Here is a 23,726-nt window from a genome sequence, read left to right on the forward strand (position 1 = left end):
GGCTATCCTGCGGCGCTGCCTTTCCCGACCTGGAGACACGCCATGAAACGAGCCACCCTTGCCCTGAGTCTTGCCCTGGCCTTCGCGGCGGGCGGCGCACAAGCTGCCGCCCCCTTCGTCAAGAGCCAGGCCCCCGGCGTCTTCCGCATGATGCTGGGCGACTTCGAAGTCACCGCCATCAACGACGGCACGTTGGACTTGGCCGTAGACAAGCTGCTGAAGGAGAACCGCCCGGGCCAGGTGGCCGAGGCGCTGAAGCATGCCCACCTCGGCCTGCCGCTCGAGACCTCGGTCAACGCCTACCTGATCAACACCGGCGCCAAGCTGGTGATGGTCGACACCGGCGCCGCCAGCGTCTTCGGCCCCACGCTGGGCCGCGTGCTGGCCAACCTGAAGGCCGCCGGCTACTCGCCCGAGCAGGTCGACGAGATCTACATCACCCACCGCCATGGCGACCACATCGGCGGCCTGACGGTCGGCGGCAAACCGGTGTTCCCGAATGCTGTCGTGCGCCTGGACAAGCGCGATGCCGACTACCTGAGCGCACCCCCGGCCGCCGGCCAGGCGCCCGACGGCGTGCAGCTCGCCGCCAAGCCCTACCTGGACAGCGGCCGCATCAAGCCCTTCGATGGCGCCACCGAGCTGGTGCCCGGCGTGCGCGCCCAGCCGGCCTACGGCCACACACCGGGCCACACGGTCTACGTGGCCGAAAGCAAGGGCCAGAAGATGGTGTTCGGTGGCGACTCCATGCACGTCGCCTCGGTGCAGTTCCCCGACCCGACGGTGACCATCAGCTTCGACAGCGATTCCAGCAAGGCCATGCCCGAGCGCCAGAAGCTCTACGCCGAGGCCGCTGCCGGCGGCTACTACCTGGCCTTCACCCACGTCTCCTTCCCCGGCATCGGCCGCGTGAAGGCCGAGGGCAAGGGCTACCAGTGGCAGCCGGTGAATTACACGCGACTGCCTTGAGCTGGTAGAGGCGGCGCAGTCCGTCCCCTGGTCCAGGGGACGGACTGCGCCTGCCGGGCGCGGGATAAAGCAGCAACGAGGATCCGGCACAGGGTCCAGCGCGGGGGGCCTTTGCACTGGAGCGAATGCCATGCGCTGTCCCGGCCTGGCCTGCCTGACCTGCCTGCTGCTGCTTCTCGCCCTGCCGCTGCCGGCGGCGCGCGCTGCCGACGAGTTGCTGGCCGTGTCCGAAGACGCGCCGCCCTTCGCCTACCTCGACAACGGCCGCTTCCTCGGCCTCGCAAATGAGCTGCTGGACCGCATCGCGCAGCGCTCCGGTCTGCGCCTGCAACGCAGCCAGCAACCCTGGGCCCGCGCGCAGCAGACGGTGCAGCAACTTCCCAACAGCCTGCTCTACGTGACCGTGCGCACGCCAGCGCGCGAGTCGCAGTACCGCTGGGTCGGTCCGGTGGACGACTGCGACATCGTGGTGATGGCACTGGCCACCAGCGGCCTCGCGTTCGAGCCCAAGGCGGCCAGCAGCCGGCAGCTGCGCATAGGCGCGGTGCGCGGCTCGCCTTCGGCCCAGCTGCTGCGCGATGCCGGCCTGCCCGAGCGCGCCATCTACATCACGCCGGGCAGCGAGACCTCGACCAAGATGCTCTACGCCGGCCACCTGGACATGATTGCCGGCCTGGTCCTGCCCTATGCCAACCAGGCCGGGCGCCTCGGCCTCGATGGCGCGCAGCTGAACGTCATCCATCAGCTGCAAAAGGGCCATGGCTGCTACTACGCCTTCAACCCGGCCGTCGATGCCCGGCTGTTCGAGCGCTTTGCCAAGGCCTTTGAAGCGCTGCGCGCCGAGGGCGAGCTGAAGGCCCTGCGCGGCCGCTACCTGCGCGCGATGAGGTAGAGCGGGCGGCTTTTACACCTTGTCACGTCGGCCAATCACCGGCGTGCCTCGTTGGCTAGCTACGGTGTCACTGCGGGTGGCACCGGTTCAACGACAAGGAGCCCGTCATGAGCCTGAACCGTCATCTCGCCCTCGCCCTGATTGCAGCCGCCGGCGCACTGTCGGCCGGCGCGGCAGCGGCTCATCCCGACGTGCGCTGGGCCGTCAGCGTCAACGCGCCGCCGGTCGCGGTGCAGGTCGCCTCCAACCGGGGTTACGGCGCCGTTTCGGTGCCGGTGGTCGATCGCTACGGCTACCCGGTCTACCGCGAACCCACACGCTGGGACCGCGATGCCGATGGCATCCCCGACCGCTATGAATACCGCTCGCGCCACCACCATCACCGCCACGAGCGCTTGGAGCGCTGCGAGCCCGACAGTGACCGCGATGGCGTGCCCGACCGCTACGACCGCCGCCCTTACAACCCGCATCGCCGCTGATCAAGACCTCAGCTTTGGCAAACCCAAAGCTTGACGCGCCAAAAGGTGGTTAACATTTCCCCTCCAAGATTCACCGGGAGGGGAGATCATGTCCAAGAAGCACGACAAGGGGCGCGCCGCCCTGGTCCTCGTAGCAGCGATGACGCTGCTGGGTTCCGCCCAGGCCGAGGACCGGGTGACGGTCAACCAGGGCGTCTACATCGGCGTCACCGAGAGCTGGGTACGCGGGCCCGATGCCCGCTACCGCGACAACTCGCTGATTGCCGACCCGACGCTGGGCTACCGCATCAACCCGCAGTTCGGTGTCGAGCTGTTTGCCCGCGACCTGTGCGGCGTGTTTTGCGGCCTGTTCCAGGGCAAGGACTTTGCCCAGGCCGACACGCACACCGGCGTGGCGGCCCTGGGTTATCTGCCGCTGGTCAATGGCAACTTCAAGGCCATGGGTCGCCTGGGGCTGGGCCGCACCAAGTACGCACGCGGCATCGGCAACACCCACGCCGCCCGTGAGACCGAGGCCACGCTGGGGGCCGGCCTGGCCTACGACTTCGGGCCGATGTTCGGCATCAAGCTGGAGGCGCTGCGCTACACACGCGCCCATACCAACTCGGTGAGCCTGGGCGCCGAGTGGCGTTTTTGAGCGCTTGAGCTCCCAGCCCGCAACCCACGGCGCTGTCGACGGCCGCGCCGGCTCAGGCCCTGCGGCGCTTGCTGGCGACCCTCAGCCCGGCCAGGCCCAGCAGGCACAAGGGCAGGCTGCCTGGAAGGGGCACGGTCAGGGCGGCGTCGCGATACAGGCTCAGGCCCGGGGAGCCGAAATAGGCCACCTGCATCGGGAGCACGGTCGCGGGCATATCGCTGATGGAGGCATCGGCCCGGAACTCGGCCCGCTCACCGTTGTAGTGCCAGTCTGAGACCCAGCCCACGAAGCGGGTGTCGGCTTGGCCTTCGAGACTGGTTTCATACAAGGCCCACGACAGGTCAATGTGGGTCGTCCACAGCGGGCCGGCCGTTAGGCCCGAGGCAGCATAAGTGTCGCCAAACAGGCCGACGAAGGCACGGAAGGGCTCGCCCAGCAGCCGTTGGCTGCGCTCATAGAACACGATGTCGTAGTCCTCGGACAGGTCGGAGCGCTCATAGGCGTGGCCCTTGACGAACTCGAAGTCGGTGAACAGGGTGTTCATCTGCTCCCGCCCGGCCAGACGCCAGCCCGCATCGCGCAGGCCCTGGGCGGCCGGGTCCAGCTGGAACCATTCGACCGACTTGCCCAGGGTTTCGGTCCACATCAGCCATTCGCGGCCGCCGCCGCTGATGACCTGGCTGCCGCTGTCGCGGCTGTAGCCTCGGTATTCGATGGGCGTCGCATGGGCGGACGGCGACAGGACCGCCAGGGCGGCCAGAGAAATGAGCTTGCGCATTGCGGCTTCCTCACCAGCTATTGGGTTGCGGGGAGGACCAGGGGCGGTACTCCTCCTGCCTTGGAAGCGGGCGGGAAGCAAAACATCAGGGGGCCGGCCGTGGTTCTCACCCCCTCAGGTCGGGGGGCGTCCGGGCCGGGCCGGCCTCAGCCATCCATCCGCTGCTGGAACACGAGGCCCGCGTGCTCGCGCAGCGCGTGGAAGCGGATGCGCGGCCAGTTCTCCTGCATGGCGCGCAGCTCGCCGGCGTACTCGAGCAGCACGGTGGGCGCATTGACGGCGTCCCAGGCCACGCGGTGGGCGTTGTGGTCGATGAAGCGGCGCAGCTCCTTCTCGCCGCTGCCACCCTGGCCTTCGATGTCGTCACAGGTGACCCAGCGCGCCACGTTGTAGCGGGCCGCCGTGATGCGGGCCTTGACGCCGTATTCATGCTCGAGCCGGTGGGCCACCACTTCGAACTGCAGCTGGCCCACGGCGCCGAGCAGCAGCACGCTGCCGGCCTCGGGGCGGAACACCTGGATCGCACCCTCCTCGCCAAGCTGGCGCAGGCCCTCGCGCAGCTGCTTGGTCTTGAGCGGATCGGCCACTTCCACCGAGCGGAACATTTCTGGCGCGAAGAACGGCAGGCCGGTGTACTGCAGGGCCTCGCCTTCGGTGATGGTGTCGCCGAGTTGCAGCACGCCGTGGTTGGGGATGCCGATGATGTCGCCGGCAAAGGCCTCGTCCAGCAGCTCGCGGCGCTGTGACAGGAAGCTCACCACGGTATTGGGCCGCAGCTCCTTGCCCGAGCGCACGACCTTCAGGCGCATGCCGCGCTCGAAATGGCCCGAGGCCACGCGCAGGAAGGCGATGCGGTCGCGGTGGGCCGGGTCCATATTGGCCTGGATCTTGAACACCACGCCGGTGAACTTGGGCTCCTCGGGCTGGACCACGCGCTGCATGGCGGCGCGCTCGCCCGGTGCCGGGGCCAGTTCGACGAGAGCGTCCAGCACTTCCTGCACGCCGAAGTTGTTGACGGCCGAGCCGAAGAACATCGGCGTCTGCTTGCCCGAAAGGAAGTCCTCCAGACTGAACTCGGGCGCCGCCTCGCGCACCAGCTCGATCTCGCCCTGCGCGTTGTCGTACTGCATGCCGAAGCGCTCGGCGTAGGCCGGGTTGTCCAGGCCCTCCAGCACTTCCTCGGTGCCGGCCGCGCGGTCTTCACCCGGCGCGAACACGCGCATGCGCTGCAGGCGCAGGTCCATCACGCCATGGAACTGCTTGCCCATGCCCACCGGCCAGGTGAAGGGCACGACAGTCATGCCGAGCTCGCGCTCGATCTCGTCCATCAGCGCGAGCGGGTCCTGCACCTCGCGGTCCATCTTGTTGACGAAGGTGAGGATGGGCGTGTTGCGGGCTCGGCAAACCTGCAAGAGGCGGCGGGTCTGCGGCTCCACGCCGTTGGCTGCGTCGATCACCATCAAGGCTGCATCCACGGCGGTCAGCACGCGGTAGGTGTCTTCCGAGAAGTCCTGGTGGCCCGGCGTGTCGAGCAGGTTGATCACGCAGTCGCGGTACTCCATCTGCATGACCGAGGAGGCGACCGAGATGCCGCGCTGCTTTTCGATTTCCATCCAGTCGGAGGTCGCATGGCGCGAGGCCTTGCGCGCCTTCACCGAGCCGGCGATCTGGATCGCGCCCGAGAACAGCAGCAGCTTCTCGGTCAGCGTGGTCTTGCCCGCGTCGGGGTGGGAAATGATGGCGAAGGTGCGGCGGCGCCGCACTTCGCCGTCGATGCGGGTGGCGAGATCGGTGGACATGAGGCTGAGGTCTTATTCGGGTGGCTCGCGAAACGGGCAAACAAGCGAGCGAACCCCGGATTATCCCCGCAGCCTCAGGTCTGGCCTCGTGGCCCTGCGCCTGACCTCATTGGCCGCCAATGACCTTGACCGAGCCATCCACCTTGCTACTGTCCAGCACGCCGATGCCATTGGGAGTGCTGGCGATCCATTTCTTCAGCTCGTCCTCGTTCTCGAACTGCTTGGGCGCCTGCGCCTTGCCGGTGAAGATCAGCTGGGTCCAGACAGCCTTGTACTGCTGGTTGCTCTTGCCGACGTAGCTGGAGAGAAAGTCTTCGCGCAGCTTGCCCTCCTTGGGCAGGCCGGGTTGAACCGCGCCTACGCCTGGCAGGGCGCTCGACTGCCCCAGGAAGACGGCCTTGATGTCGTCGGCCCCTGGCTTGCCGGCCATGCCGGGGTTGGCCACGACGACCGGGCCGGCACTGACGAGGCCAGCGATCAGCGAGGCGCAAAGGATCGTGAGTATGCGTGTGTGCTTCATGATCTTGCCCTCGCCGCTCAGAAGGTGAAGTCCAGCGAGACCGCCAGGGCCTTGGAGTTCCCGATGAAGGGGAAGGCCGACTTGTCCTTGAACACGTCGTACTCGAACTTCAAGGCCATGTTGTCGCGGAAGTCCCAGCGCAGCGTGGCCGCCAGGGTGTTGTGCTTCTCGTTGGACGTGGGGTCGTCCTTGAAGTCCTCGGTGAAGCGCGAGTAGGTCAGCATGGGCAGCCAGTCGCCAAAGCGGCGGCCAGCGCCGACGAAGTAGACGTTGTAGATGTCCTTGGGCGCATCGGGCCGCACGAAGCGGTTGATCTCGGTGCGCAGCACCCAGTCGTTCTGGTCCACGTTGAAGGTGAAGCCATAGAAGTTCTGCTTCACGCCGCTCTTGTTGACCGCGCCGCCGACCAGGCGATCGAGCTTGTTGGTCATCATCACGAAGCGGGCCGTGCCCCAGTCGGTGCCCAGCTCCACGTAGCCGCCGAGGATGCTCTTCCACTTCTCGTTGACGCGGTCGTCGTAGTAGATCTTGCCGAGCATGCGGTTGTCCTTGTCACTCTCGCTGCCGGCCCAGACATTGGCCGTCACCGAGAGGCTGCCGTAGTTCTTGCGGAACAGCAGGTTGGCGCCGTTGTAAGCCACGATCTGCCAGCCGTAGAGGTCGCCCGGCGGGCGTATCCAGGGGTAGGCATAGCCGACCTGGAAGAAGTCCGAGTAGCCGAACAGCGGCAGGCGCTTGCGGCCGGCCTGCAGCGTCAGCGAATCGGTCAGCGCGTAGGAGCCGTAGGCCCAGTCGACGGCCGGCTTCATGTCGTTGCCGCCATGGCCGGTGACCTGGCCGGTGAAGCTCAGCCCCCCGTCAAGCCGGTAGTTGGCCTGCAGGCCGAGGCGCGTGTCGGGTTTGAGCGAGAACTTGTCTTCATAGACGCCAACGTCCGGGTAGTTGGCGATGTAACAGGGACAGTCGAAACCGAAGTAGCGCTGCTGCGGCCCGGAGAAAGCCTTGCCGACGCCGATGGTGCCAAAGCCCGTGAAGCTGAGCTCGCCGGCCGTGGCCGCCGCTGCGGCGCCGAGCAGCGCCAGCCCAAGACACGAGGACCGCAGGCCCGTTTGAAACCCAGAACCATTAGCAAATGGATGCATGACGACTCCCAACGAAAAAGCTAGTTGAAAGAAAAGCAGGTGGGCCGGACCATGATGCTCCCGGGCAATTTGGGCGGCAAGCGCCCACTTGTGCGCCGTGGCGTCAGGCCGACGCCGGCACAAAGGGTCGGATCTTGCCCAGCAGGCGCTCCACATAGGCCGCCTGCTCGCCCACCGGGGCCGAGCGCCCCAGCGCCTCCCGCGCCAGGGCTTCGCCCGCCTTGACATACATCACCCAGGCCGCCAGGTAGGGCGCCGCGAGGCAGCCCCCGGCGGTAGCCACGGGCCCCCGCGCATGGAAGGCCTCGTCCTCGAGCACGCGCACGCCGGCTTCGATGAGGAAGGGCCGGGTCGTGCTGTCGGTGCAGGCCGGGGCACCTCCGAGCAAGCCCAGGCGGGCCAGCAAGAGCACGCCAGAGCATTGCGCACCGATCAGTTGCTGCACCGGGTCGAGCTGCAGGCGGTCCAGCAGCGCCGAGTTCTCGGCGATGGCGCGGCTGTAGAGCCCGGAGCCGAACAGCACGACCTCGGCCTCGTTGGCCCAGTCCACCGGGCGCTGCAGCTGGACCTGGACGCCATTCATCGAGGTGGCGCTGCCACCAGGGCCGCAGAGCTCGGGCTGGAAGCCCTGGGCGCGCAGCCGCCCGATCAGGCCGAGCGCGACAAAGCTGTCGATCTCGTTGAAGCCATCGAACGTCAGGATGGCGATGCGGGTGGCGGCCGGCATGGTGGGGTAATTGTGGAGCGATCCGGGCCGCGCGGACGCGCATCATGCGCGCCATCGCAAATTTCGGGTTTTCCTGGGCTCCCATGACCTCCATTGCTATCGCCCCAGCCGGAGATACCCGGCGCTGGGCCTGGCTGCCGCCCGTCGGCAGCTGGGGTTACTACACCCTGCTGGCCTGCGTTGGCATGTTCATCCTGGGCCCGCTGGGCGGCATCACGGCCGCCTTCATGAACTTCTCGATCGGCTTCTTCGTCGGTGGCCAGGTGCTCGCCGGCATCCTCGGCTCGGTGGTCACCTATGGCTATGGCGCCGAGGGCCGCCACGGCGCCAACTACATCCAGACCACGGCCGCCTCGGTGGCCGGCATGATGGCCATGAGCGCCCTGATCCAGGCCATGGTCTGGATGGGCATGCCGGCCGTGCCCAACTGGCAGCTGATGGGCTACCTGATGTGCATCGCCATGATGGCGGCCGGCATCGGCATGCTGTACACGCCCATCCTGGTGGAGCGCATGCAGCTGACCTTCCCCTCCGGCCTCGCCGTGGCCAACATCCTGCGCGCGCTGACCGACCCGGAGCTGCTGCGCCGCTCGGTCTCGCGCCTGTTCGGCGGCATGGGCCTCGGGGTGCTCGGCGGCTTGTTCATGAACAAGCTGGATGTCGTGGGTCGCGTCCTCGGCATTGCGCCCGAGAAGATGGAGCTGATCGCCAAGAGCGAGTTCGGCTGCTCCACCTTCGGCGCTGGTCTGATCGTCGGCGCCCGCGTGGGCGTGCCGGCCATCGTCGGCGCTGGCGCCTTCTGGGCGCTGACGCCCTACTTCATCTCCATCGGCTGGCTCAAGGAGAACGAGCCCACCCGCAAGATCGCCTTCCTGATCGCCCTCGGCATGGTGCTGGGCGCCGCCATCATCGACCTCGCGCTGATCTTCTGGCGCATCGCCAAGCAGCTGGCCCAGCCGGGCGAGCGCGTCCAGGTGCCCGACGAACAACGCACCGGCCCCAAGGCCAGCATCCCGCGCCTGCTGGCCTGGGTGGGTTTCTGGACCGTGGCCACGGTGGTCGCCGGCATGCAGTTCTTCCACCTCTCCTTCGGCTACATGGTGTTCGCCGTGCTGCTGGTCTTCCTGTTCGCCCTGGTCAACGGCATCTCGCTGGGCCTCACCGACTGGAACCCGATCTCCTCTGCCTTCGTCGTGACCGTACTCCTGATGGCCACGCTGGGCCTGCACGACCCCATCCTCGCGCTGATGGGCGCGACTGTGGTCTTCGTCTCCTGCAGCGTGGCCGGCGACATGCAGCAGGACCGCTCCACCGGCTGGCGCCTCGGTTCCAACCGCGCGCTGCAGTTCCGCTTCCAGGCCATTGGCCTCGTACTGGGCGCGGTGATGACGGTGGCCATCGCTGAGTTCTTCATGGCCGCCCATCCGATCCTGCGCCTGGACCAGACGGTGATGAGCGCCTCGGAAGCGCCTTCGCAATGGACCTCGGCCATGACCTACAAGTTCGTCGGGGCGCTGCGCTCCATCACCGACCCCAAGCCCTACCAGACGCAAGCCATCCTGATCGGCATCGCCCTCGGCATCCTGACCGAGTTCCTGCGCAAGTTCATCCGCAGCCGCAAGGCCTACCAGCAGTTCGCGGCCAGCGGCAAGCCGGGCTTCGCGGTGGACTTCGTCGTCGACACCATGCTGCTGCCCAGCCCCTATGCCTCGTCCTTCGGCGGCTTCGTCAACTGGCCGACGGCCGTCTGGTTCGGCACCGGCGGCATCGTCGCCAGCCTGATCCAGGCGCTGACACCCAAGCCCAAGGCCAGCGAGGCAGCCCTGCCCGATGACATGAAGCCGACCTCCCTGGTCGGCGGTGGCCTGATCGCCGGCGACGCGCTGGCCGCCCTCGGTATCGGCATCGTCGGCCTGCTGGCGGTCTTGTGAGTGCTATTCAGAAGCTGGTCGAGCAGGCCGACAGCCACGCCGACGAAGGCGACTTCGAGGCGGCGCTGGACCTGTTCGAGCAGGCCCTGGACCTGGTGCCCGAGCCCTGGGACGAGCATGACGAGGCACTCGCCCTGCTGATCTCCATCGCCGACATGCAGTTCCTGCTCGACGACTACGAGTCGGCCCGCGAGACCTTCCAGGCCGCCGTCAACAGCTTCGAGGAGGCTGGCGACGAGCTGCTGGTGCAGCTGCGCTTGGGGCAATCGCTGCTGGAGCTGGGCGACGAAGCCGGTGCGGCCGAATGGCTGGCGGCCGCCCACAAGAGCGGCGGCGCCAAGGCCTTCGAGGTCGAGGATCCGAAGTACCTGGACTTCCTCAAGGCGCGGCCCCGCGCCTGAGTTTCACTCGCTCAGCGGCAGGTGCTCGTAGCTGAGCACCCGCATCATTTCCCAGCGCTCGCCCTTGCGCTGCCACACGTTCACGTACTTGCCCTTGCCTTCGCAGCGGCTGCCGTCTGGCGTGCAGAACTTGTGGTCGCCCATCTGGATGGCGCCGAAGTTCTCCAGCGGATAGACCACCATGGTGCCGGCGATGGGCTCGCGGCGGAACTTGCCACAGACATTGTTCTTGACCGCAGTGATGAAGGCCTGGCGCGAGCGCATCAGACCGTTCTTGTCGTGGAAGAACTCCAGGTCCTCGGCCACCATGTCCTTGAGCTTGTCGAGCTTGCAGTTGTTGAAGGCGTCGAAGAAGGCCTGGTCCAGCGCCTCGACCTGGCGGGTCAGCTCGGCCCGGCTGGGCTCGGCCGCCACGGCGGCGGCGCTGCCCAGCACCAAGGCCGCCGCGGCGAGGCTGCGCGTCCACAGAGAAGAAGCGTTCATGGGAGGCTTTCCATCCGGTTTTCCACGCGGGATGCGTGGCGTGCGGCGCATGATGCCGGGCGGCCGGCAATTGGCAAGCGAGGGGCCGACCAAGCGTCGAATCAGTCCGACGAGTTGCAGGCCAGCAGCTCCCGTGCGTGCTCGGCCAGCGCCCGGCGCAAGGCCACTGGCTTGAGGATGCGGAACGCAAACGGCAGGCCGGCCAGTGAACGCGCCATCGAGGCCAGGTCATCGGCCTGGCCCCGCAGGCGCACACCACCACGCGCTTCACTCAGCACACCCAGCTCCGGATAGGGCAGGGCGCGGCGCGCCGTGGCCAGGTCGGTCTGCAGCAGCAGCTCGATCGCGTGGCTGCGCGGCAGCGTGGCGATGGACTCGCGCAGCCAGGCCAGCACGTCGAAGCCCTCGGGCCGGCCAAAGCTGGCCGGCAGGGCCTCGACCGATTGCACGCGGTCGAGCCGGAACGAGCGCAGGTCCCGGCGCAGGTGGCAGTGGCCCACGGCATACCAGGCGCCGCCGCGGTAGGCCAGGCCATAGCAGTCGAAGTCGCGCTCGGTGGCGAGCTGGGCGGCGTCCAGATAGGCGATGCGCACGCGCTGGCAGGCCCGCGCGGCGGCGCTCAGCGCCAACAGCTCGATGCCTGCGCCGGCGACCGGGGCCGGACGCGTCAGGTCCAGCGCCACCACGGCATCGATATCGCCGATGCGCTTTCGGACCGGTACCGGCAACACCCGCTCCAGCTTGGCCTGGCTGCTGCTGATGGCCGGCAGGATGCCAGCGAGCCCCAGCTCCCGCGCCGCACGCAGGCCCATGGCCAGGGCCAGCGCCTCCTCGGGGCTGAACATCAGCGGCGGCAGCTTGTGACCGGCTGCCAGCGCATAGCCGCCATCGCGGCCCCGCAGCGTCTCCACCGGCACACCCAGGTCCAGCAGATGGCCCACATAGCGCCGCACGGTGCGTGGCTCCACGCCGAGGCGCGCGGCCAGCTCGGGGCCCGTGGCCTGGCGCTGCGACTGCAGGATCTCCAGCAGGGCCAGCACGCGGCCGGTGGGTTTGGACGGGGCTTTGCTCATGACGAGGCGGTGGTTTGATAGCGGACCGATTTTGTCCTCTTTGCTTCCTAGACTGGCCGCCATTCTTCAAACGGAAACCCGCCCATGGACGCCACCACCCCGCACAGCCTCTGGCTGTTCTTCCTGCTGACCTTCGGCGTGATCCTGCTGCCGGGCCTGGACATGGCCTATGTGGCCGGCAGCGCCCTCACCCGCGGCCTGCGCGGCGGCCTGCTGGCCGTGGCCGGCATCATGGCCGGCGGCCTGGTGCACGTGCTCGTGAACGTGACCGGCCTCGCCGCCCTGATGCTGATGTGGCCCGGCGCCTTCAACGCGCTGCTGGTGGCCGGCGCGGCCTACATGGCCTGGATAGGCTGGGGCATTGCGGCCTCGGCGTTTGCGCGGAGCGCCGCCGAGCCTGCGTCGTCATCACTGCCCGCCGAGCCGCAGCGCGGCGGCGTGTTCGCCCGCGGCGTGCTGAACTGCCTGCTCAATCCCAAGGCCTATGCCTTCATGCTGGCCGTGTTCCCGGCCTTCCTGCAGACGCCCGAGCGCAGCATGAGCCAGCAGGCCTTGCTGCTGAGCGCCAGCATTGCCGGCAACCAGCTCATGATCTACGGCGGCGTGGCCTTGCTGGCGACGGGCGCCCAGCGCTGGGCCGGGCCGGGGGCCGGCGCACAACGGGGCTTGTCGCTGGTCGTGGGAGCGACGCTGATCATTGCGGCCGCGCTGACGCTGTGGGGCGCCTGGCGGCCGTGAGTCGGCTTACTCCTCGAGCAGGCTGCGCAGCATCCAGGCAGTCTGTTCGTGGACGGTAATGCGCTGCGTCAAGAGGTCCGCCGTCGGCTCGTCCGAGGCCTTCTCCACCGCCGGGAACAGGCTGCGCGCCGTACGGGCCACGCCCTCATGGCCTTGCATCAGGATGCGCACCATCTCCAGCGCCTTGGGTGGCGTGGCCGGTGCATCCTTCAGGCTGGAAAGCTTGGCGAACTGGGCGTAGGAGCCCGGCGCCACATGGCCCAGCGAGCGGATGCGTTCGGCCACCGGGTCCACGGCGTTCCACAGCTCGGTGTACTGGGCCATGAACATCGCATGCAGCGAATTGAACATGGGCCCAGTCACGTTCCAGTGGAAGTTGTGCGTGGTCAGGTAGAGCGTGTAGGTGTCGGCCAGCAGCTTGGACAGGCCGGCCGCGATGGCGGCGCGGTCCTTCTCGCTGATGCCGATGTTGATGCTGCTGATGCTTGCTGCGGGCTTCTTGGCCATGGGGCGACTCCGGGTTGCGATGGGCTCAGATCTTGCCATCAGGCCAAGTCAAAGCGATCAAGGTTCATCACCTTGACCCAGGCCGCGACGAAATCGCGCACCAGCTTGTCCTTGCCGTCCGCGCTGGCATAGACCTCGGCATAAGCGCGCAGCACCGAGTTGGAGCCGAACACCAGGTCGGCGCGCGTGGCGGTGTACTTCACAGCGCCGGTCTTGCGGTCGCGGCCCTCGAACAGCTCCGTGTCTCCGCCCTTGGGCATCCAGACCGTGGCCATGTCCAGCAGGTTGACGAAGAAGTCGTTGCTGAGCGTGCCGAGCTTGCTGGTGAACTGACCGTTCGCGCTGCTATCGGCGTTGGTGCCCAGCACGCGCAGGCCCCCGACCAAGGCAGTCAGCTCCGGTGCGGTGAGCGTCAGCAGCTGGGCGCGGTCGATCAGCAGGGCTTCGGTGGCCGCGCCGAGCTTGCCGGCCCCGTAGTTGCGGAAGCCGTCCACCACCGGCTCCAGCACGGCAAAGGACTCGACATCGGTCTGCGCCTGCGTGGCATCCACGCGGCCCGGCGCGAACGGCACGTCCAGCGACACACCCGCCGCCTTGGCGGCCTGCTCGATGCCGACACCACCGGCCAGCACGATCACATCGGCCAGCGAGAGCTTGCCGGCGATGCCCTTGAGCGTAGCGACGGCCTTGGCGACACCCTGGTTGACCGCCCAGTCTTTCTGCGGCGCCAGGGCCAGGCGCGCGCCATTGGCGCCACCGCGCTTGTCGCCGCCCCGGAAGGTGGAGGCCGAGGCCCAGGCCACCGAGACCAGTTCGGACACCGACAGGCCCGAGGCCGCGATACGCGCCTTGGCATCGGCGATATCAACCGCCGTGGGCTTGAGCGTGGCCGCCGGCAGCGGGTCCTGCCACAGCAGCTCTTCTTTCGGGACCTCGGGGCCCAGGTAGCGGGCCTTGGGGCCCATGTCGCGGTGGGTCAGCTTGAACCAGGCGCGGGCAAAGGCTTCGGCAAAGGCCTGCGGGTCTTCGAGGAAGCGCTGGGAGATCTTGCCGAATTCAGGGTCGAAGCGCAGCGTCAGGTCGGTGGTCAGCATGGTGGGCTTGTGGAACTTGCCCTTCACATGCGCATCGGGGATCACCTCCTCGGCATCCTTGGCCACCCATTGCTTGGCGCCGGCCGGCGACTTGACCATCTCCCATTCGTACTTGAACAGGTTCTCGAAGAAGTTGTTGCTCCACAGCGCCGGGGTCTTGGTCCAGGTGACTTCGAGGCCGCTCGACACCGTGTCCTTGCCGTGGCCGCTGCCGAAGTTGCTGGTCCAGCCGAGGCCTTGCTCGTGGATCGCGGCGCCCTCCGGCTCGGGGCCCTTGTGGTGCTCGGGCGCGGCGCCATGGGCCTTGCCAAAGGTGTGGCCACCGGCGATCAGGGCGACGATTTCCTCGTCGTCCATGGCCATGTTGTTGAAGGTGGCGCGGATGTCCTTGGCCGCCGCCAGGTAGTCGCCGCTGGCGTTAGGGCCTTCCGGGTTCACGTAGATCAGGCCCATGTGGGTGGCCGCGAGGTTCTTGTCGAGGTCCCTATCGCCATGGAAGCGCTTGTCGGTCGCGAGCCAGCTCGTTTCGGCACCGAAGTTGACGTCCATATCGGGTTCCCACACGTCTTCCCGGCCGCCGGCAAAGCCGAAGGTGCGGAAGCCCATGCTCTCCAGCGCCACGTTGCCGGCGAGGATGAAGAGGTCGGCCCAGGAGATCTTCTGGCCGTACTTCTGCTTGATCGGCCAGAGCAGGCGGCGGCTCTTGTCGATGTTGACGTTGTCGGGCCAGGAGTTCAGCGGCGCAAAACGCTGCTGGCCACGGCCGCCACCGCCGCGACCGTCCAGGGTGCGGTAGGTGCCGGCGGCATGCCAGGCCATGCGCACCATCTGCGGGCCGTAGTGGCCGAAGTCGGCCGGCCACCAGTCCTGGCTGTCGGTCATCAGCTTGACCAGGTCGGCCTTCAGGGCCTTGTAGTCCAGCTTCTTGAATTCCTCGGCGTAATTGAAGCCTTCACCCAGCGGGTTGGACTTGCTGGAATGCTGGTTCAGCAGGTCCACGCGCAGCTGGTTCGGCCACCAGTCCTTGTTGGTGGTGCCGCCACCGGCTGCGTGGTGGAAGGGGCACTTGCTTTCGGATTGGGCTTCGGTCTTGCTCATTCGTTCTCTCCGCGGGATGCAGACGGGCTGCGATGGCAGGAACGATATTGGAGGGCCGGAGACCTGGCAATTTGAATGCCTCAACCGCCGCGATAGGCAAAAAGAAGGGGCCGCCTCCAGCCTGGAGGCGGCCCCGATTCGCAGGACAACGAGCGCTTAGCCCTGCTGTTGCTTCTTGCGGCGGCTCACGCCCAGGCCCAGCAGGCCGAGGCCCACCAGCGCCAGGCTGGCCGGCTCCGGCACGAAGCTGGAGCGGATGAAGTCGGCATGGATGGAGGTCGGCACAAAGCCGTTGAACTCGCCGAAGCTGCTGTTCAGGCCAGACTTGATATCGCCGTAGTAGCTGCCGAAGCTCAGGCCGAACGAGGTCACCGAGGCGATCTTGCCGTCGACGAACTCGGGGCCGCCGGAGTCGCCACCGGCACTGGACACTTCGTCGGCGCCCACGCCCAGGTCGCAGTACTTGCTCGAGGCCGGCACGCCGAGGCCCAGCACCACGGTGCGGCAGCTGGCATCGTTGGCGCTCTTGCCGTTGTCGAAGTCAGCCAGGTAGGTGTACTCGATCTGCGACGAGGGCTCGCCCAGCACGTCGCTCCAGACGGTGCGGCCATCCGGATACAGGAAGTCGGCATCGCCCATGCGGAAGTCGTAGCGGTTGTCGCCCTGGCGCAGGCGGCCCGTGCCGAGGTTGGCGCCGGCGTTGCCGCCGGTGTCGGAGCGGCCACCGTAGCCGGCGATGTTGTAGCCCTGGCCGGTCAGGTCGCCGGTGTACAGGTCGTAGGTGCTGATCGACGAGTCGACCCAGTTGTCCAGGGTCAGCATGGCGATGTCGTTCTGGTCGATCACATGGCCGGTGTAGGCCGAGTGCACCGTGTAGTTGCTGACGCCGTAGCTGAAGCTGGGCGTGGAGGACGGGAAGGTGTCCGGGTTGCTGCCGTTGTAGAAATAGACGCTGGTGCTCAGCGGACGCTCGGCCGTGCCGTTGCTGACGCAGTGCGCGGCGGTCAGGATGGTGCGACGGTCGGCCATCAGCGAGCCGGTGCAGATGAAGGAACCACCCGCGCCGTAATTCATGATCAGGGTGGCCACGCCGCTGTACTGCGGCATCGCGGCGAAGTAGCGCGGATCACCACCGGCGGCGCCGGTGGCCGTGGAGGTCACGCCGACGATGTTGCTCTGGGCGGTCCAGCTCAGGTCGCCATAGCTGCCGGAAACGGTGCGGGTGTCCAGGGCCAGGGCGGGGTTGGCGGCTGCAAATGCAGCGGCTGCCAGTGCCGCCACCAGGGCGGTACGGTTCTTGATCATGGTGGTGATCCCTCGGATTCAGTCTTGTTGCTGGACGATCGGCCGGGCTGGCCGGCGACCGACGCCGCGGCGGTTCTGTGCATTAATGCTCGACCGCTGACGGTGCGGGCGCAGCATAAGGGCGATTGGTGCGACTTGCGCCCGCCATGCCCGCAAATGGAGGGCCGGGTTTGCCCGTATTTTCGCCGCTCAGGACAGGCGCTCGACGCCGCTCAGCTCGCAGGCGTAGATCGCGTTGCGCAGCGCGGCGATGGCCTCGTAGCGCGTGAAGGTGCGGCGCCAGGCCAGTACCACGCGGCGGCTCGGGATCGGCGCCTCGAAGGGGATGAAGCGCAGATGCGGCGAAGGGTCACGCGGCACGCTCAAGCTCGGCACGACCGTTACCCCCATGCCCGAGGCCACCATGTGCTTGATGGTCTCCAGCGAGCTGCCCTCGAAGCTCTTGCGTATGCCCTCGGCGTCGGACGAGAAGCGCGCGAACTCGGGGCAGACCTCCAGCACATGGTCGCGGAAGCAGTGGCCGGTGCCGAGCAGCAGCATGGTTTCCTTCTTCAGCTCGGCGGCGCTGATGCTCTTGAGCTCGGCAAACGGATGCGTGGCCGGCACGGCCACGACGAAGGGCTCGTCGTACAGCGGCGCGATGGCGAGGCCCGTGTCCGGGAAGGGCTCGGCCATGATGGCGCAGTCCAGCTCGCCGGTGCGCAGCATCTCCAGCAGCTTGACGGTGAAGTTCTCCTGCAGCATCAGCGGCATCTGCGGATAGAGCTCGATGCTGTGCTTGACCAGGGCCGGCAGCAGGTAGGGGCCGATGGTGTAGATGATGCCGAGGCGCAAGGCGCCGGCCAGCGGGTCCTTGCCGCGCTTGGCGATCTCCTTGATCGCGCTGGCCTGCTCGATGACCGACTGGGCCTGGCGCACGATCTCCTCACCGAGCGGCGTCACCGAGACCTCGGCCGCGCCGCGCTCGAAGATCTTGACGTCCAGCTCCTCTTCCAGCTTCTTGATCGCCACGCTCAGCGTCGGCTGCGACACGAAGCAGGCCTCGGCCGCGCGGCCGAAATGCCGCTCGCGGGCCACCGCGACGATGTAACGCAACTCGGTCAGGGTCATGCAGGCTCCACGTCTTGAGGGCGCAGCCTAACCCGAGCGCCCCTCCGTGCAAACCCGGAGTGCCCCCGCTACACTGCGCCCGCCTGTCATCCCGCGCCCCTTTCGGGCGCCCAGCGCCCATGAACACGACATCCGAGAGAAAGCCGGTCACGCTGCAACGCCTGCTGGACATGCATGCGAACAGCGACAAGATCGCCATGCTGACCTGCTATGACGCCGCCTTCGCCAGCCTGCTGGACGAGGCCGGCGTCGACGTGCTGCTGGTCGGAGACTCGCTGGGCAACGTCTTGCAAGGCCAGAGCAGCACCGTGCCGGTCAGCCTTGCCGAGATGGTCTATCACACGGCCAGCGTGGCCCGGGGCCGCAGAAGCGCCTGGGTGATCGGCGACCTGCCGTTCGACAGCTACCAGGCCTCCACGGCCGAAGCCTGGAAGAGCGCCGCCGCCCTGGTCAAGGCCGGCGCCCACATGGTCAAGCTCGAAGGCGGCGGCTGGACGGCGGAGACCGTGCGCTTCCTGGTCGAGCGCGGCATCCCGGTCTGCGCCCACCTCGGCTTCACGCCGCAGACGGTCACCGCCCTCGGCGGCTACAAGGTGCAGGGTCGCGACGAAGCCGGCGCCGCTCTTCTCAAGAAGCAGGCCCATGAATTGGCCGCCGCCGGCGCGCAGATGCTGGTGCTGGAAATGGTGCCGGCCACGCTCGCCGCCGAACTGACGGCCGAGCTGCAGATCCCGGTGATTGGCATAGGCGCCGGCGTCGGCTGCTCGGGCCAGGTGCTGGTGCTGCACGACATGCTGGACATCACGCCCGGCCGCCGCCCCCGCTTCGTCAAGAACTTCATGCAGGGCGCCTCGTCCGTGCAGGACGCGGTGCGCCGCTATGTGTCGGAAGTGAAGGCCCAGACCTTCCCTCAAGACGACCTGCACGGGTATTGACATGACCACCCCCGAGGCGCTCACGCGCCACCCCCTCAAGGGGGCGCACCCGATGGCCCGGCAAAGCCGGTTCCATGGGTGCCGCTTGGCTCGGCGCTGCCCCTGCGATCGCTGATCGAGCGTATCGATACGGAACTCTTTGATGAAAATCGTCCACACCATCGCGGAGCTGCGCGCCGAGCTTGCAGGCAAGACCGGCCGCGCCTTCGTGCCGACCATGGGCAATCTGCATGAGGGCCATCTGGCCCTGGTGCGCCAGGCGCGTGCCGCGACCCCAGGCCCGGTCATCGCCAGCATCTTCGTCAACCGCCTGCAGTTCCTGCCGCACGAGGACTTCGACCGTTATCCGCGCACGCTGGAGAACGACTGCCGGTTGCTGGAGGGTGCCGGCTGCGATTACGTGTTCGCGCCGGATGAGCGCGAGCTGTATCCCGAGCAACAAGGCTACAAGGTGCAGCCGCCGGCCGAGCTCGCCGACATGCTGGAAGGCCATTTCCGGCCCGGCTTCTTCACCGGTGTCAGCACCGTGGTCCACAAGCTGTTCAACATCGTGCAGCCGCAGATCGCCGTGTTCGGCAAGAAGGACTACCAACAGCTGATGGTCATCCGCCGCATGGTGGCGCAGATGGCCCTGCCGATCGAGATCATTGGCGGCGAGACCTGCCGCAGCGAGCAGGGTCTCGCCCTGTCATCCCGCAACGGCTACCTGAGCGATGCCGAGAAGGCCGAGGCCTTGCGCCTATCAGCCACGCTGCGCGCGCTGATCGCACGCTGGCAAGGCGGCGAGCGCGATCTCGCCCAGCTCGAGGCGGATGCCCTGCGACACTTGTCCGCACATGGCTGGCAACCCGACTATGTGGTGCTGCGCCGTCAACGCGACCTCGGCAGTCCCGTTGAGGGTGAGCCGCTGGTCGCCCTGGCGGCAGCCAAGCTGGGCGCCACGCGCCTGATCGACAACATCGAAGCCTGAAGTCGGGCTTCCTGCTAACGGATTTCTTCCCATCCCATGAGTTTCGACAAGAAGACCCTGGCCGCCTCGGCGGTCGCGCTGGCTGCTGCCCTCGTTTTGTCCGCCTGCGGCGGTGGTGGTGGCAGCGACGGCGGCGGCACGACCACGCCGGTGGCCGTCAAGCCCAATCCCAAGCCCACGGCACCCACCACGGCCTGCAGCGCCGCCGGCATTGCGGCCTCCAACGCCAGCACCGCCTCGGCCACCGTCTGCATGCTGACCAGCGATGGCGAAGTCGTGATCGAGCTCTACGCCGACAAGGCGCCGGCCACCGTCGCCAACTTCCTCAAGTATGTGCGGGACGGCTTCTACAACAACACGGTGTTCCACCGCGTGCCGCGCGACTTCGTCGTGCAGGGCGGTGGCTTCATCACCGGCGGCTACGCCAAGACGGCGACCTACAACCCCATCGTGCTGGAGAGCAACAAGGGCCTGTCCAACGTGCGCGGCACCATCGCCATGGCCCGCACCGACCTGCCCAACTCCGCCACCTCGCAGTTCTTCTTCAACACCGTGGACAACAGCAGCTGCCTGGACTTCGGCAAGCTGATCTGCGACAGCACCGGCAATGGCTACGCCGTGTTCGGCAAGGTGATCTCGGGCCTGCCCACCATCGACGCCATCAATGTCGAGGCACGCTGGGTGTCGAACGCCGAAGTGCCCGCCACCGAGGTGCTGCTGTACTGGGCCCAGCAGCTGAAGTGATGAGGCTCTGAGATGAGCCCGGCCCACATGCGCGTGCGCTACAGCGCGGCGGCGCTGTGGGCCCTGGCGCGCCGCTGGGGCGCCTTCGTGGCCGTGTTCGCGGCCTTGCTCGGCAACTACGCCGGCCAGGCCATTGGTTGGCCGGCCCTGCCTTTGTTCTGGGCGGTCAGCCTGACTGCCCTGCCTGGCATGGCCGTCGTGGCGGGCCATGCGCTGATCGCCACGCTGCTGGCCTGGGCCTTGCGCGAGGCCCTGCTGCCCCGGCGCTGGATGGAGGCGGAGCGCGCCCTGCCCTTGGCACGAACCGCGGCCTGGACGGCCGATGCCGCCGTGGTGGCGCTGACGCAGGCACCGCTGGCCTTTCTCTACCTCGCCTCCTGGATCAGTTGGCGCCTCCATGCGCCGGCCTGGATGCGCGGCCTCTGGCTCGGCTCCGCCCTGGCCCTGCTCGCTTCGCTGCTGCTCGGCCTGGTGCTCGGCGTGCTGTTGCTGCGCTGGCGCCGCCAGCCGCGGCGCTGGCGTGGACAGCTGCTGACCATCGGGACGGCCGCGTCCAGGCAACCGCGTGTCTGGGTCGCCCTGCTGCTGATACCGCTGTGGCGCGGCCCCGCCCGGGCCCTCGGCCTGTGGCTCGTGGCCTGCTTCACCGCCCTGCTGCTGTGCCTGCAACAAGCCTGGCTGGTGCCGGAGCACTTGCGCTGGTGGCTGGCCGCCTATGCCGGCATCGCCCTGCTGAGCGCCAGCCGCGGCATGACCCTGGCCCGGCGCGATCTGCAGGCGCTGGCCGACGCCAGTCTGCCTCTGCCTTTGCCCGCCAAGGCATGGCATCACGCCCAGCACCTGCTGGCCCTGAGCCCGGCCCTGCTGGCCTGGCCGCTGCTCGTGGCGATGCTGATGTGCGGCCCCTGGTCGCTCGCGCCGCTGGCCGGCCCGCTGTTTCTCGCGGCGGGCTTGCTGGCGCCGGCGCTGACGCTTTACCTGCCCGCTGCCGCCGGCCGCGCCGGCGACGAGGTCCGCGCCGCCCGCTGGCTGCTCTTCCTCACCGTCTGGATCGTGCTGGCCACCGAATGCCTGAAGGGCTGATGCTGATGAACACCCCGCTGCTGTCCACCACCTCGCTCAGCTTTGCCTACGAGCGGCGCCGCATCGTCGACCTGTGGAGCCAGGATTTCGGCCCCGGCCTCTGCTGGCTGCGCGGCCCCAATGGCACGGGCAAGTCGACGCGGCTCAAGCTGCTGGCCGGTGCGCTGCAGCCGCAATGGGGCACGGCCTGCATTGCCGGCATCGACCTTGTGAAGCAGCCGCAGGACTACCGCCGCCAGGTCTTTTTCGTCGCCGCCGAACCGCCGCCGTTCGAGCACCTGAGCCCGGCCGAGCGCTTCGGCTTCCTGGCCCGCCTCTACCCGCATGCCGACGCGTCTGCCTGGCAACGCCATGTCGAGGGCTTCAGCCTGCAGCCCTTCCTGAATCAGCCGCTGCGCAACCTGTCCACCGGCACGCAGCACAAGGCCGCGCTCGCGGCAGCGCTGGCACTGGGCACGCGGGTGCTGCTGCTGGACGAACCGCTGATCGCGCTCGATGCCGCCTCACACGCCCATCTGCGCGAGGCACTGGCCGAGGCCGCCCGCTGGAGCGAGCGACTCTGCCTGGTGGTCAGTCACGAGGCCCTGGGCGTGGAGCCCAGCGCCGTGATCGAGATCGCCGCGAGCTGAGCGCCGAGCGATCGCTCAGCTGCCGATCGCGTGCAGCTGGGCGTTGTTGATCGCGTAGACCAGGCCGTCCGGACCTATCAGGCTCGGCGTGTAGGCCTGGCCTATGCCGTCGTTCATCTTGACGGCCTCGGTCAGCTGGTTGGTCCGCAGGTCCCAGCGGTAGATGCGGCCGTCCTCGTTGTTGACCAGGGCCGAGCCGGTCTTCGGGTCGACCACGGCCGTGTTGACGCACCATTCGCGCACGCCGCCCGGGGTGTCGGCATCCAGCGTCGGGCCGGTGACCAGCAGGATCTCCTTCATCACCTGCACGCCGGGCGCGCCGACGACGAAGCGGTCGGCCTGCGAGGCAAAGGGGTCGATCACCGCCATCTGGTTCTGGCCATCGCCGCTGCCGATGCCGAAGTAGTTGTTGTACTTGACCAGCAACAGGTAGCTGGAGCTGCCGGCGTAGCTCGTGACCACGCTGGCCGGCACGATAGCGGGCGTGTCGTCCCAGCCGAAGGAGCCGGGGATCTTGGCGGTGGCCAGCAGCGCGTCGAAGTGCAGCAGCCAGCCGCGGCTGTTGTGGTCCTGGCGCACGCCGTCCTGCACGCCGTAGTAGACGTCGCCATCCGGGCCGACCATGGGCGAGGCGGTGGAGCTGTCGATGATGTAGGCCAGGCCGCTGTTGCGCGGCTCGCGCAGCGCCTGCTTGGCTTTCAGCGTGAGCGTGGTGGCATCCAGGGCCAGCAAGTAGCCGGTCTGGATCTGGCCGCTCACCGGCGCGGTGTTGACCACCGCGTACAGCGTCTTCTGGTCCAGCGACAGGGCCGGCGCCGCATTCATCGCCGGCTTGGAGATGGCGTTGTCGCCGGCCAGCGCGGCCGCGCCCATCCACAGGCCCGTGCCATCGGCCGCAACGCGCGCAAAGCCGCTGCTCAAGTTGGCCGGGTTGCCGGCCGTGGCGATGAAGCCGAAGAAGACATTGCCGGCGTCGTCCACCGTCAGCGGCGTGTTGATCTTGACCTGCACATCCAGGGCCGCTGCATTGGCCGTGTAGACCGCATTGCCGTAGAAGGCGATGCGGGTGACGGCGCCGGTGGCCAGGTCCACGTCGTCGCGGCGCAGCAGGCGTCCGCCGGACTCGGGCATGTAGACGCGCTTGCTGCGGTCCAGCGCGATGTTGAAGCTGGGCGTCCAACTGCTGGCAGGCAGCGAATAGGCGGTGGCCTGCGTCCACAGCTCCGTGCCATTGCTGCCCAGGTAGGCCCGCACCTGGAAGTCGCCGGCCGTGCTGGTCTTGACCGGCAGCAGCACCGTGTTGGCGGCCGAGATGGCGGGCGAGCCGTAGTGGATCAGCAGCGCACCACCGGTGCGATAGGGCGGCGCCAGGTCAACCGGCTTGCTCCAGACGATGCGCTTGAGCGGCTGGCTGGCGACGCTGCTGAGCGCCTGGTGCTGGGCGTTGCCGGCATAGCCGGCCCAGGCCGGGGCGACGGGGGTGGGGCTGGGAGCGGGCGTGGGTGCCGGCGTGGGAGTAGGCGTGGGTGCCGGCGTGGGTGCGGGTGCGGGTGCGGGTGCGGGTGCGGGCGTCGGCGCGGCGCTGCCGCCTCCACCGCCGCAGCCGGCCAGCAACACGGGCAAGCCCAGGGCCAGCAGTTCGCGGCGGGTCTTCATCGCTTCGTTCAAGGCGCGTCTCCTCC

Annotated in this window: 24 protein-coding genes; 12 read left to right on the plus strand and 12 right to left on the minus strand. The window is 68.0% G+C overall.

Going from position 1 to position 23,726, the window contains the following annotated elements:
- The first annotated feature begins 42 nt into the window (after positions 1-42).
- From J7U46_RS21690 to J7U46_RS21705, 4 genes are all read left to right on the plus strand, one after another.
- Positions 43-969 (plus strand): MBL fold metallo-hydrolase, encoded by a 927-nt coding sequence (locus J7U46_RS21690; protein WP_282829313.1) that lies wholly within the window; start codon positions 43-45, stop codon positions 967-969.
- A 130-nt stretch (positions 970-1,099) separates the two neighbouring features.
- Complete coding sequence (locus J7U46_RS21695) at positions 1,100-1,861, plus strand: transporter substrate-binding domain-containing protein (RefSeq protein WP_282829314.1); 762 nt, start codon at positions 1,100-1,102, stop codon at positions 1,859-1,861.
- A 107-nt stretch (positions 1,862-1,968) separates the two neighbouring features.
- A complete protein-coding gene (locus J7U46_RS21700; RefSeq protein WP_282829315.1) occupies positions 1,969-2,340 on the plus strand; it encodes a hypothetical protein in 372 nt (123 codons plus the stop codon).
- Between the two features lie 88 nt (positions 2,341-2,428).
- Entirely contained in the window at positions 2,429-2,977 is a 549-nt protein-coding gene (locus J7U46_RS21705; protein ID WP_282829316.1) for an outer membrane beta-barrel protein, read from the plus strand.
- A 52-nt stretch (positions 2,978-3,029) separates the two neighbouring features.
- Here the strand turns inward: J7U46_RS21705 and J7U46_RS21710 are convergent, their stop codons facing one another.
- From J7U46_RS21710 to J7U46_RS21730, 5 genes are all read right to left on the minus strand, one after another.
- Positions 3,030-3,755 (minus strand): hypothetical protein, encoded by a 726-nt coding sequence (locus J7U46_RS21710; RefSeq protein ID WP_282829317.1) that lies wholly within the window; start codon positions 3,753-3,755, stop codon positions 3,030-3,032.
- A 146-nt stretch (positions 3,756-3,901) separates the two neighbouring features.
- Entirely contained in the window at positions 3,902-5,554 is a 1,653-nt protein-coding gene (locus J7U46_RS21715; RefSeq protein ID WP_282829318.1) for a peptide chain release factor 3, read from the minus strand.
- A gap of 106 nt (positions 5,555-5,660) precedes the next feature.
- Complete coding sequence (locus tag J7U46_RS21720; protein ID WP_282829319.1) at positions 5,661-6,074, minus strand: hypothetical protein; 414 nt, start codon at positions 6,072-6,074, stop codon at positions 5,661-5,663.
- Between the two features lie 17 nt (positions 6,075-6,091).
- Positions 6,092-7,216 (minus strand): hypothetical protein, encoded by a 1,125-nt coding sequence (locus tag J7U46_RS21725; RefSeq protein ID WP_282829320.1) that lies wholly within the window; start codon positions 7,214-7,216, stop codon positions 6,092-6,094.
- A gap of 103 nt (positions 7,217-7,319) precedes the next feature.
- A complete protein-coding gene (locus tag J7U46_RS21730) occupies positions 7,320-7,943 on the minus strand; it encodes a DJ-1/PfpI family protein (protein WP_282829321.1) in 624 nt (207 codons plus the stop codon).
- Between the two features lie 83 nt (positions 7,944-8,026).
- Here J7U46_RS21730 and J7U46_RS21735 point away from each other — a divergent pair, with 83 nt between their 5' ends.
- Together J7U46_RS21735 and J7U46_RS21740 are read left to right on the plus strand one after the other, a co-directional pair.
- On the plus strand, positions 8,027-9,874 hold the full coding sequence (locus J7U46_RS21735; protein WP_282829322.1) for an OPT/YSL family transporter: 1,848 nt from the start codon (positions 8,027-8,029) through the stop codon (positions 9,872-9,874).
- Entirely contained in the window at positions 9,871-10,275 is a 405-nt protein-coding gene (locus J7U46_RS21740; protein WP_282829323.1) for a tetratricopeptide repeat protein, read from the plus strand. The genes J7U46_RS21735 and J7U46_RS21740 overlap by 4 nt, the downstream gene beginning before the upstream one ends.
- 3 nt (positions 10,276-10,278) lie before the next feature.
- On the opposite strand, the gene J7U46_RS21745 is transcribed toward J7U46_RS21740, so the two are convergent.
- Together J7U46_RS21745 and J7U46_RS21750 are read right to left on the minus strand one after the other, a co-directional pair.
- Positions 10,279-10,758: a nuclear transport factor 2 family protein gene (locus J7U46_RS21745; protein ID WP_282829324.1), complete on the minus strand. Its 480-nt coding sequence runs from the start codon at positions 10,756-10,758 to the stop codon at positions 10,279-10,281.
- A gap of 101 nt (positions 10,759-10,859) precedes the next feature.
- Positions 10,860-11,831: a YafY family protein gene (locus tag J7U46_RS21750; protein WP_282829325.1), complete on the minus strand. Its 972-nt coding sequence runs from the start codon at positions 11,829-11,831 to the stop codon at positions 10,860-10,862.
- Between the two features lie 84 nt (positions 11,832-11,915).
- On the opposite strand from J7U46_RS21750, the gene J7U46_RS21755 reads away from it, so the two are divergent.
- Positions 11,916-12,569 (plus strand): LysE family translocator, encoded by a 654-nt coding sequence (locus tag J7U46_RS21755; protein WP_282829326.1) that lies wholly within the window; start codon positions 11,916-11,918, stop codon positions 12,567-12,569.
- A gap of 6 nt (positions 12,570-12,575) precedes the next feature.
- On the opposite strand, the gene J7U46_RS21760 is transcribed toward J7U46_RS21755, so the two are convergent.
- The 4 genes from J7U46_RS21760 to J7U46_RS21775 all read right to left on the minus strand — a co-directional run bounded on the left by J7U46_RS21760 (position 12,576) and on the right by J7U46_RS21775 (position 17,683).
- The gene (locus J7U46_RS21760; RefSeq protein WP_282829327.1) at positions 12,576-13,076 is read right to left on the minus strand and encodes a Dps family protein; all 501 of its coding nucleotides are present in this window, start codon (positions 13,074-13,076) and stop codon (positions 12,576-12,578) included.
- Between the two features lie 38 nt (positions 13,077-13,114).
- Positions 13,115-15,268 (minus strand): catalase/peroxidase HPI, encoded by a 2,154-nt coding sequence (katG, locus tag J7U46_RS21765; RefSeq protein ID WP_282829328.1) that lies wholly within the window; start codon positions 15,266-15,268, stop codon positions 13,115-13,117.
- A gap of 156 nt (positions 15,269-15,424) precedes the next feature.
- Positions 15,425-16,573, minus strand: coding sequence for a trypsin-like serine protease (locus tag J7U46_RS21770; protein WP_282829329.1), 1,149 nt, complete (start codon positions 16,571-16,573; stop codon positions 15,425-15,427).
- 189 nt (positions 16,574-16,762) lie between these two features.
- Complete coding sequence (locus J7U46_RS21775; RefSeq protein WP_282829330.1) at positions 16,763-17,683, minus strand: hydrogen peroxide-inducible genes activator; 921 nt, start codon at positions 17,681-17,683, stop codon at positions 16,763-16,765.
- 119 nt (positions 17,684-17,802) lie between these two features.
- Between J7U46_RS21775 and panB the strand changes: the two genes are divergently transcribed.
- The 5 genes from panB to J7U46_RS21800 all read left to right on the plus strand — a co-directional run bounded on the left by panB (position 17,803) and on the right by J7U46_RS21800 (position 22,044).
- Positions 17,803-18,618 (plus strand): 3-methyl-2-oxobutanoate hydroxymethyltransferase, encoded by an 816-nt coding sequence (gene panB, locus J7U46_RS21780; RefSeq protein WP_282829331.1) that lies wholly within the window; start codon positions 17,803-17,805, stop codon positions 18,616-18,618.
- A 142-nt stretch (positions 18,619-18,760) separates the two neighbouring features.
- Positions 18,761-19,588: a pantoate--beta-alanine ligase gene (gene panC / locus J7U46_RS21785; RefSeq protein WP_282829332.1), complete on the plus strand. Its 828-nt coding sequence runs from the start codon at positions 18,761-18,763 to the stop codon at positions 19,586-19,588.
- A gap of 36 nt (positions 19,589-19,624) precedes the next feature.
- The gene (locus J7U46_RS21790; protein ID WP_282829333.1) at positions 19,625-20,332 is read left to right on the plus strand and encodes a peptidylprolyl isomerase; all 708 of its coding nucleotides are present in this window, start codon (positions 19,625-19,627) and stop codon (positions 20,330-20,332) included.
- 12 nt (positions 20,333-20,344) lie between these two features.
- Positions 20,345-21,415 carry a hypothetical protein gene (locus tag J7U46_RS21795; protein ID WP_282829334.1) on the plus strand — a complete coding sequence of 357 codons (1,071 nt, stop codon included), beginning with the start codon at positions 20,345-20,347 and terminating at the stop codon, positions 21,413-21,415.
- Between the two features lie 5 nt (positions 21,416-21,420).
- Positions 21,421-22,044, plus strand: a complete 624-nt coding sequence (locus J7U46_RS21800) for an ATP-binding cassette domain-containing protein (protein ID WP_282829335.1) — start codon at positions 21,421-21,423, stop codon at positions 22,042-22,044.
- A gap of 15 nt (positions 22,045-22,059) precedes the next feature.
- Here the strand turns inward: J7U46_RS21800 and J7U46_RS21805 are convergent, their stop codons facing one another.
- Positions 22,060-23,712 (minus strand): hypothetical protein, encoded by a 1,653-nt coding sequence (locus J7U46_RS21805; RefSeq protein ID WP_282829336.1) that lies wholly within the window; start codon positions 23,710-23,712, stop codon positions 22,060-22,062.
- Positions 23,713-23,726 lie beyond the last annotated feature (14 nt).

Source organism: Pelomonas sp. V22, from assembly GCF_030014915.1.
Classification (GTDB): domain Bacteria; phylum Pseudomonadota; class Gammaproteobacteria; order Burkholderiales; family Burkholderiaceae_C; genus JAUASW01.

What these genes read in the sequence shown, in the direction of transcription:
- J7U46_RS21725 (WP_282829320.1), bottom strand. Translation starts at nt 7,216, where the DNA reads ATGCATCCATTTGCTAATGGTTCTGGGTTTCAAACGGGCCTGCGGTCC.
- J7U46_RS21755 (WP_282829326.1), top strand. Translation starts at nt 11,916, where the DNA reads ATGGACGCCACCACCCCGCACAGCCTCTGGCTGTTCTTCCTGCTGACC.
- J7U46_RS21775 (WP_282829330.1), bottom strand. Translation starts at nt 17,683, where the DNA reads ATGACCCTGACCGAGTTGCGTTACATCGTCGCGGTGGCCCGCGAGCGG.
- panC (WP_282829332.1), top strand. Translation starts at nt 18,761, where the DNA reads ATGAAAATCGTCCACACCATCGCGGAGCTGCGCGCCGAGCTTGCAGGC.
- J7U46_RS21695 (WP_282829314.1), top strand. Translation starts at nt 1,100, where the DNA reads ATGCGCTGTCCCGGCCTGGCCTGCCTGACCTGCCTGCTGCTGCTTCTC.
- J7U46_RS21745 (WP_282829324.1), bottom strand. Translation starts at nt 10,758, where the DNA reads ATGAACGCTTCTTCTCTGTGGACGCGCAGCCTCGCCGCGGCGGCCTTG.
- J7U46_RS21790 (WP_282829333.1), top strand. Translation starts at nt 19,625, where the DNA reads ATGAGTTTCGACAAGAAGACCCTGGCCGCCTCGGCGGTCGCGCTGGCT.
- J7U46_RS21770 (WP_282829329.1), bottom strand. Translation starts at nt 16,573, where the DNA reads ATGATCAAGAACCGTACCGCCCTGGTGGCGGCACTGGCAGCCGCTGCA.
- katG (WP_282829328.1), bottom strand. Translation starts at nt 15,268, where the DNA reads ATGAGCAAGACCGAAGCCCAATCCGAAAGCAAGTGCCCCTTCCACCAC.
- panB (WP_282829331.1), top strand. Translation starts at nt 17,803, where the DNA reads ATGAACACGACATCCGAGAGAAAGCCGGTCACGCTGCAACGCCTGCTG.
- J7U46_RS21705 (WP_282829316.1), top strand. Translation starts at nt 2,429, where the DNA reads ATGTCCAAGAAGCACGACAAGGGGCGCGCCGCCCTGGTCCTCGTAGCA.
- J7U46_RS21795 (WP_282829334.1), top strand. Translation starts at nt 20,345, where the DNA reads ATGAGCCCGGCCCACATGCGCGTGCGCTACAGCGCGGCGGCGCTGTGG.
- J7U46_RS21700 (WP_282829315.1), top strand. Translation starts at nt 1,969, where the DNA reads ATGAGCCTGAACCGTCATCTCGCCCTCGCCCTGATTGCAGCCGCCGGC.
- J7U46_RS21760 (WP_282829327.1), bottom strand. Translation starts at nt 13,076, where the DNA reads ATGGCCAAGAAGCCCGCAGCAAGCATCAGCAGCATCAACATCGGCATC.
- J7U46_RS21690 (WP_282829313.1), top strand. Translation starts at nt 43, where the DNA reads ATGAAACGAGCCACCCTTGCCCTGAGTCTTGCCCTGGCCTTCGCGGCG.
- J7U46_RS21715 (WP_282829318.1), bottom strand. Translation starts at nt 5,554, where the DNA reads ATGTCCACCGATCTCGCCACCCGCATCGACGGCGAAGTGCGGCGCCGC.
- J7U46_RS21750 (WP_282829325.1), bottom strand. Translation starts at nt 11,831, where the DNA reads ATGAGCAAAGCCCCGTCCAAACCCACCGGCCGCGTGCTGGCCCTGCTG.
- J7U46_RS21735 (WP_282829322.1), top strand. Translation starts at nt 8,027, where the DNA reads ATGACCTCCATTGCTATCGCCCCAGCCGGAGATACCCGGCGCTGGGCC.
- J7U46_RS21730 (WP_282829321.1), bottom strand. Translation starts at nt 7,943, where the DNA reads ATGCCGGCCGCCACCCGCATCGCCATCCTGACGTTCGATGGCTTCAAC.
- J7U46_RS21710 (WP_282829317.1), bottom strand. Translation starts at nt 3,755, where the DNA reads ATGCGCAAGCTCATTTCTCTGGCCGCCCTGGCGGTCCTGTCGCCGTCC.
- J7U46_RS21720 (WP_282829319.1), bottom strand. Translation starts at nt 6,074, where the DNA reads ATGAAGCACACACGCATACTCACGATCCTTTGCGCCTCGCTGATCGCT.
- J7U46_RS21800 (WP_282829335.1), top strand. Translation starts at nt 21,421, where the DNA reads ATGAACACCCCGCTGCTGTCCACCACCTCGCTCAGCTTTGCCTACGAG.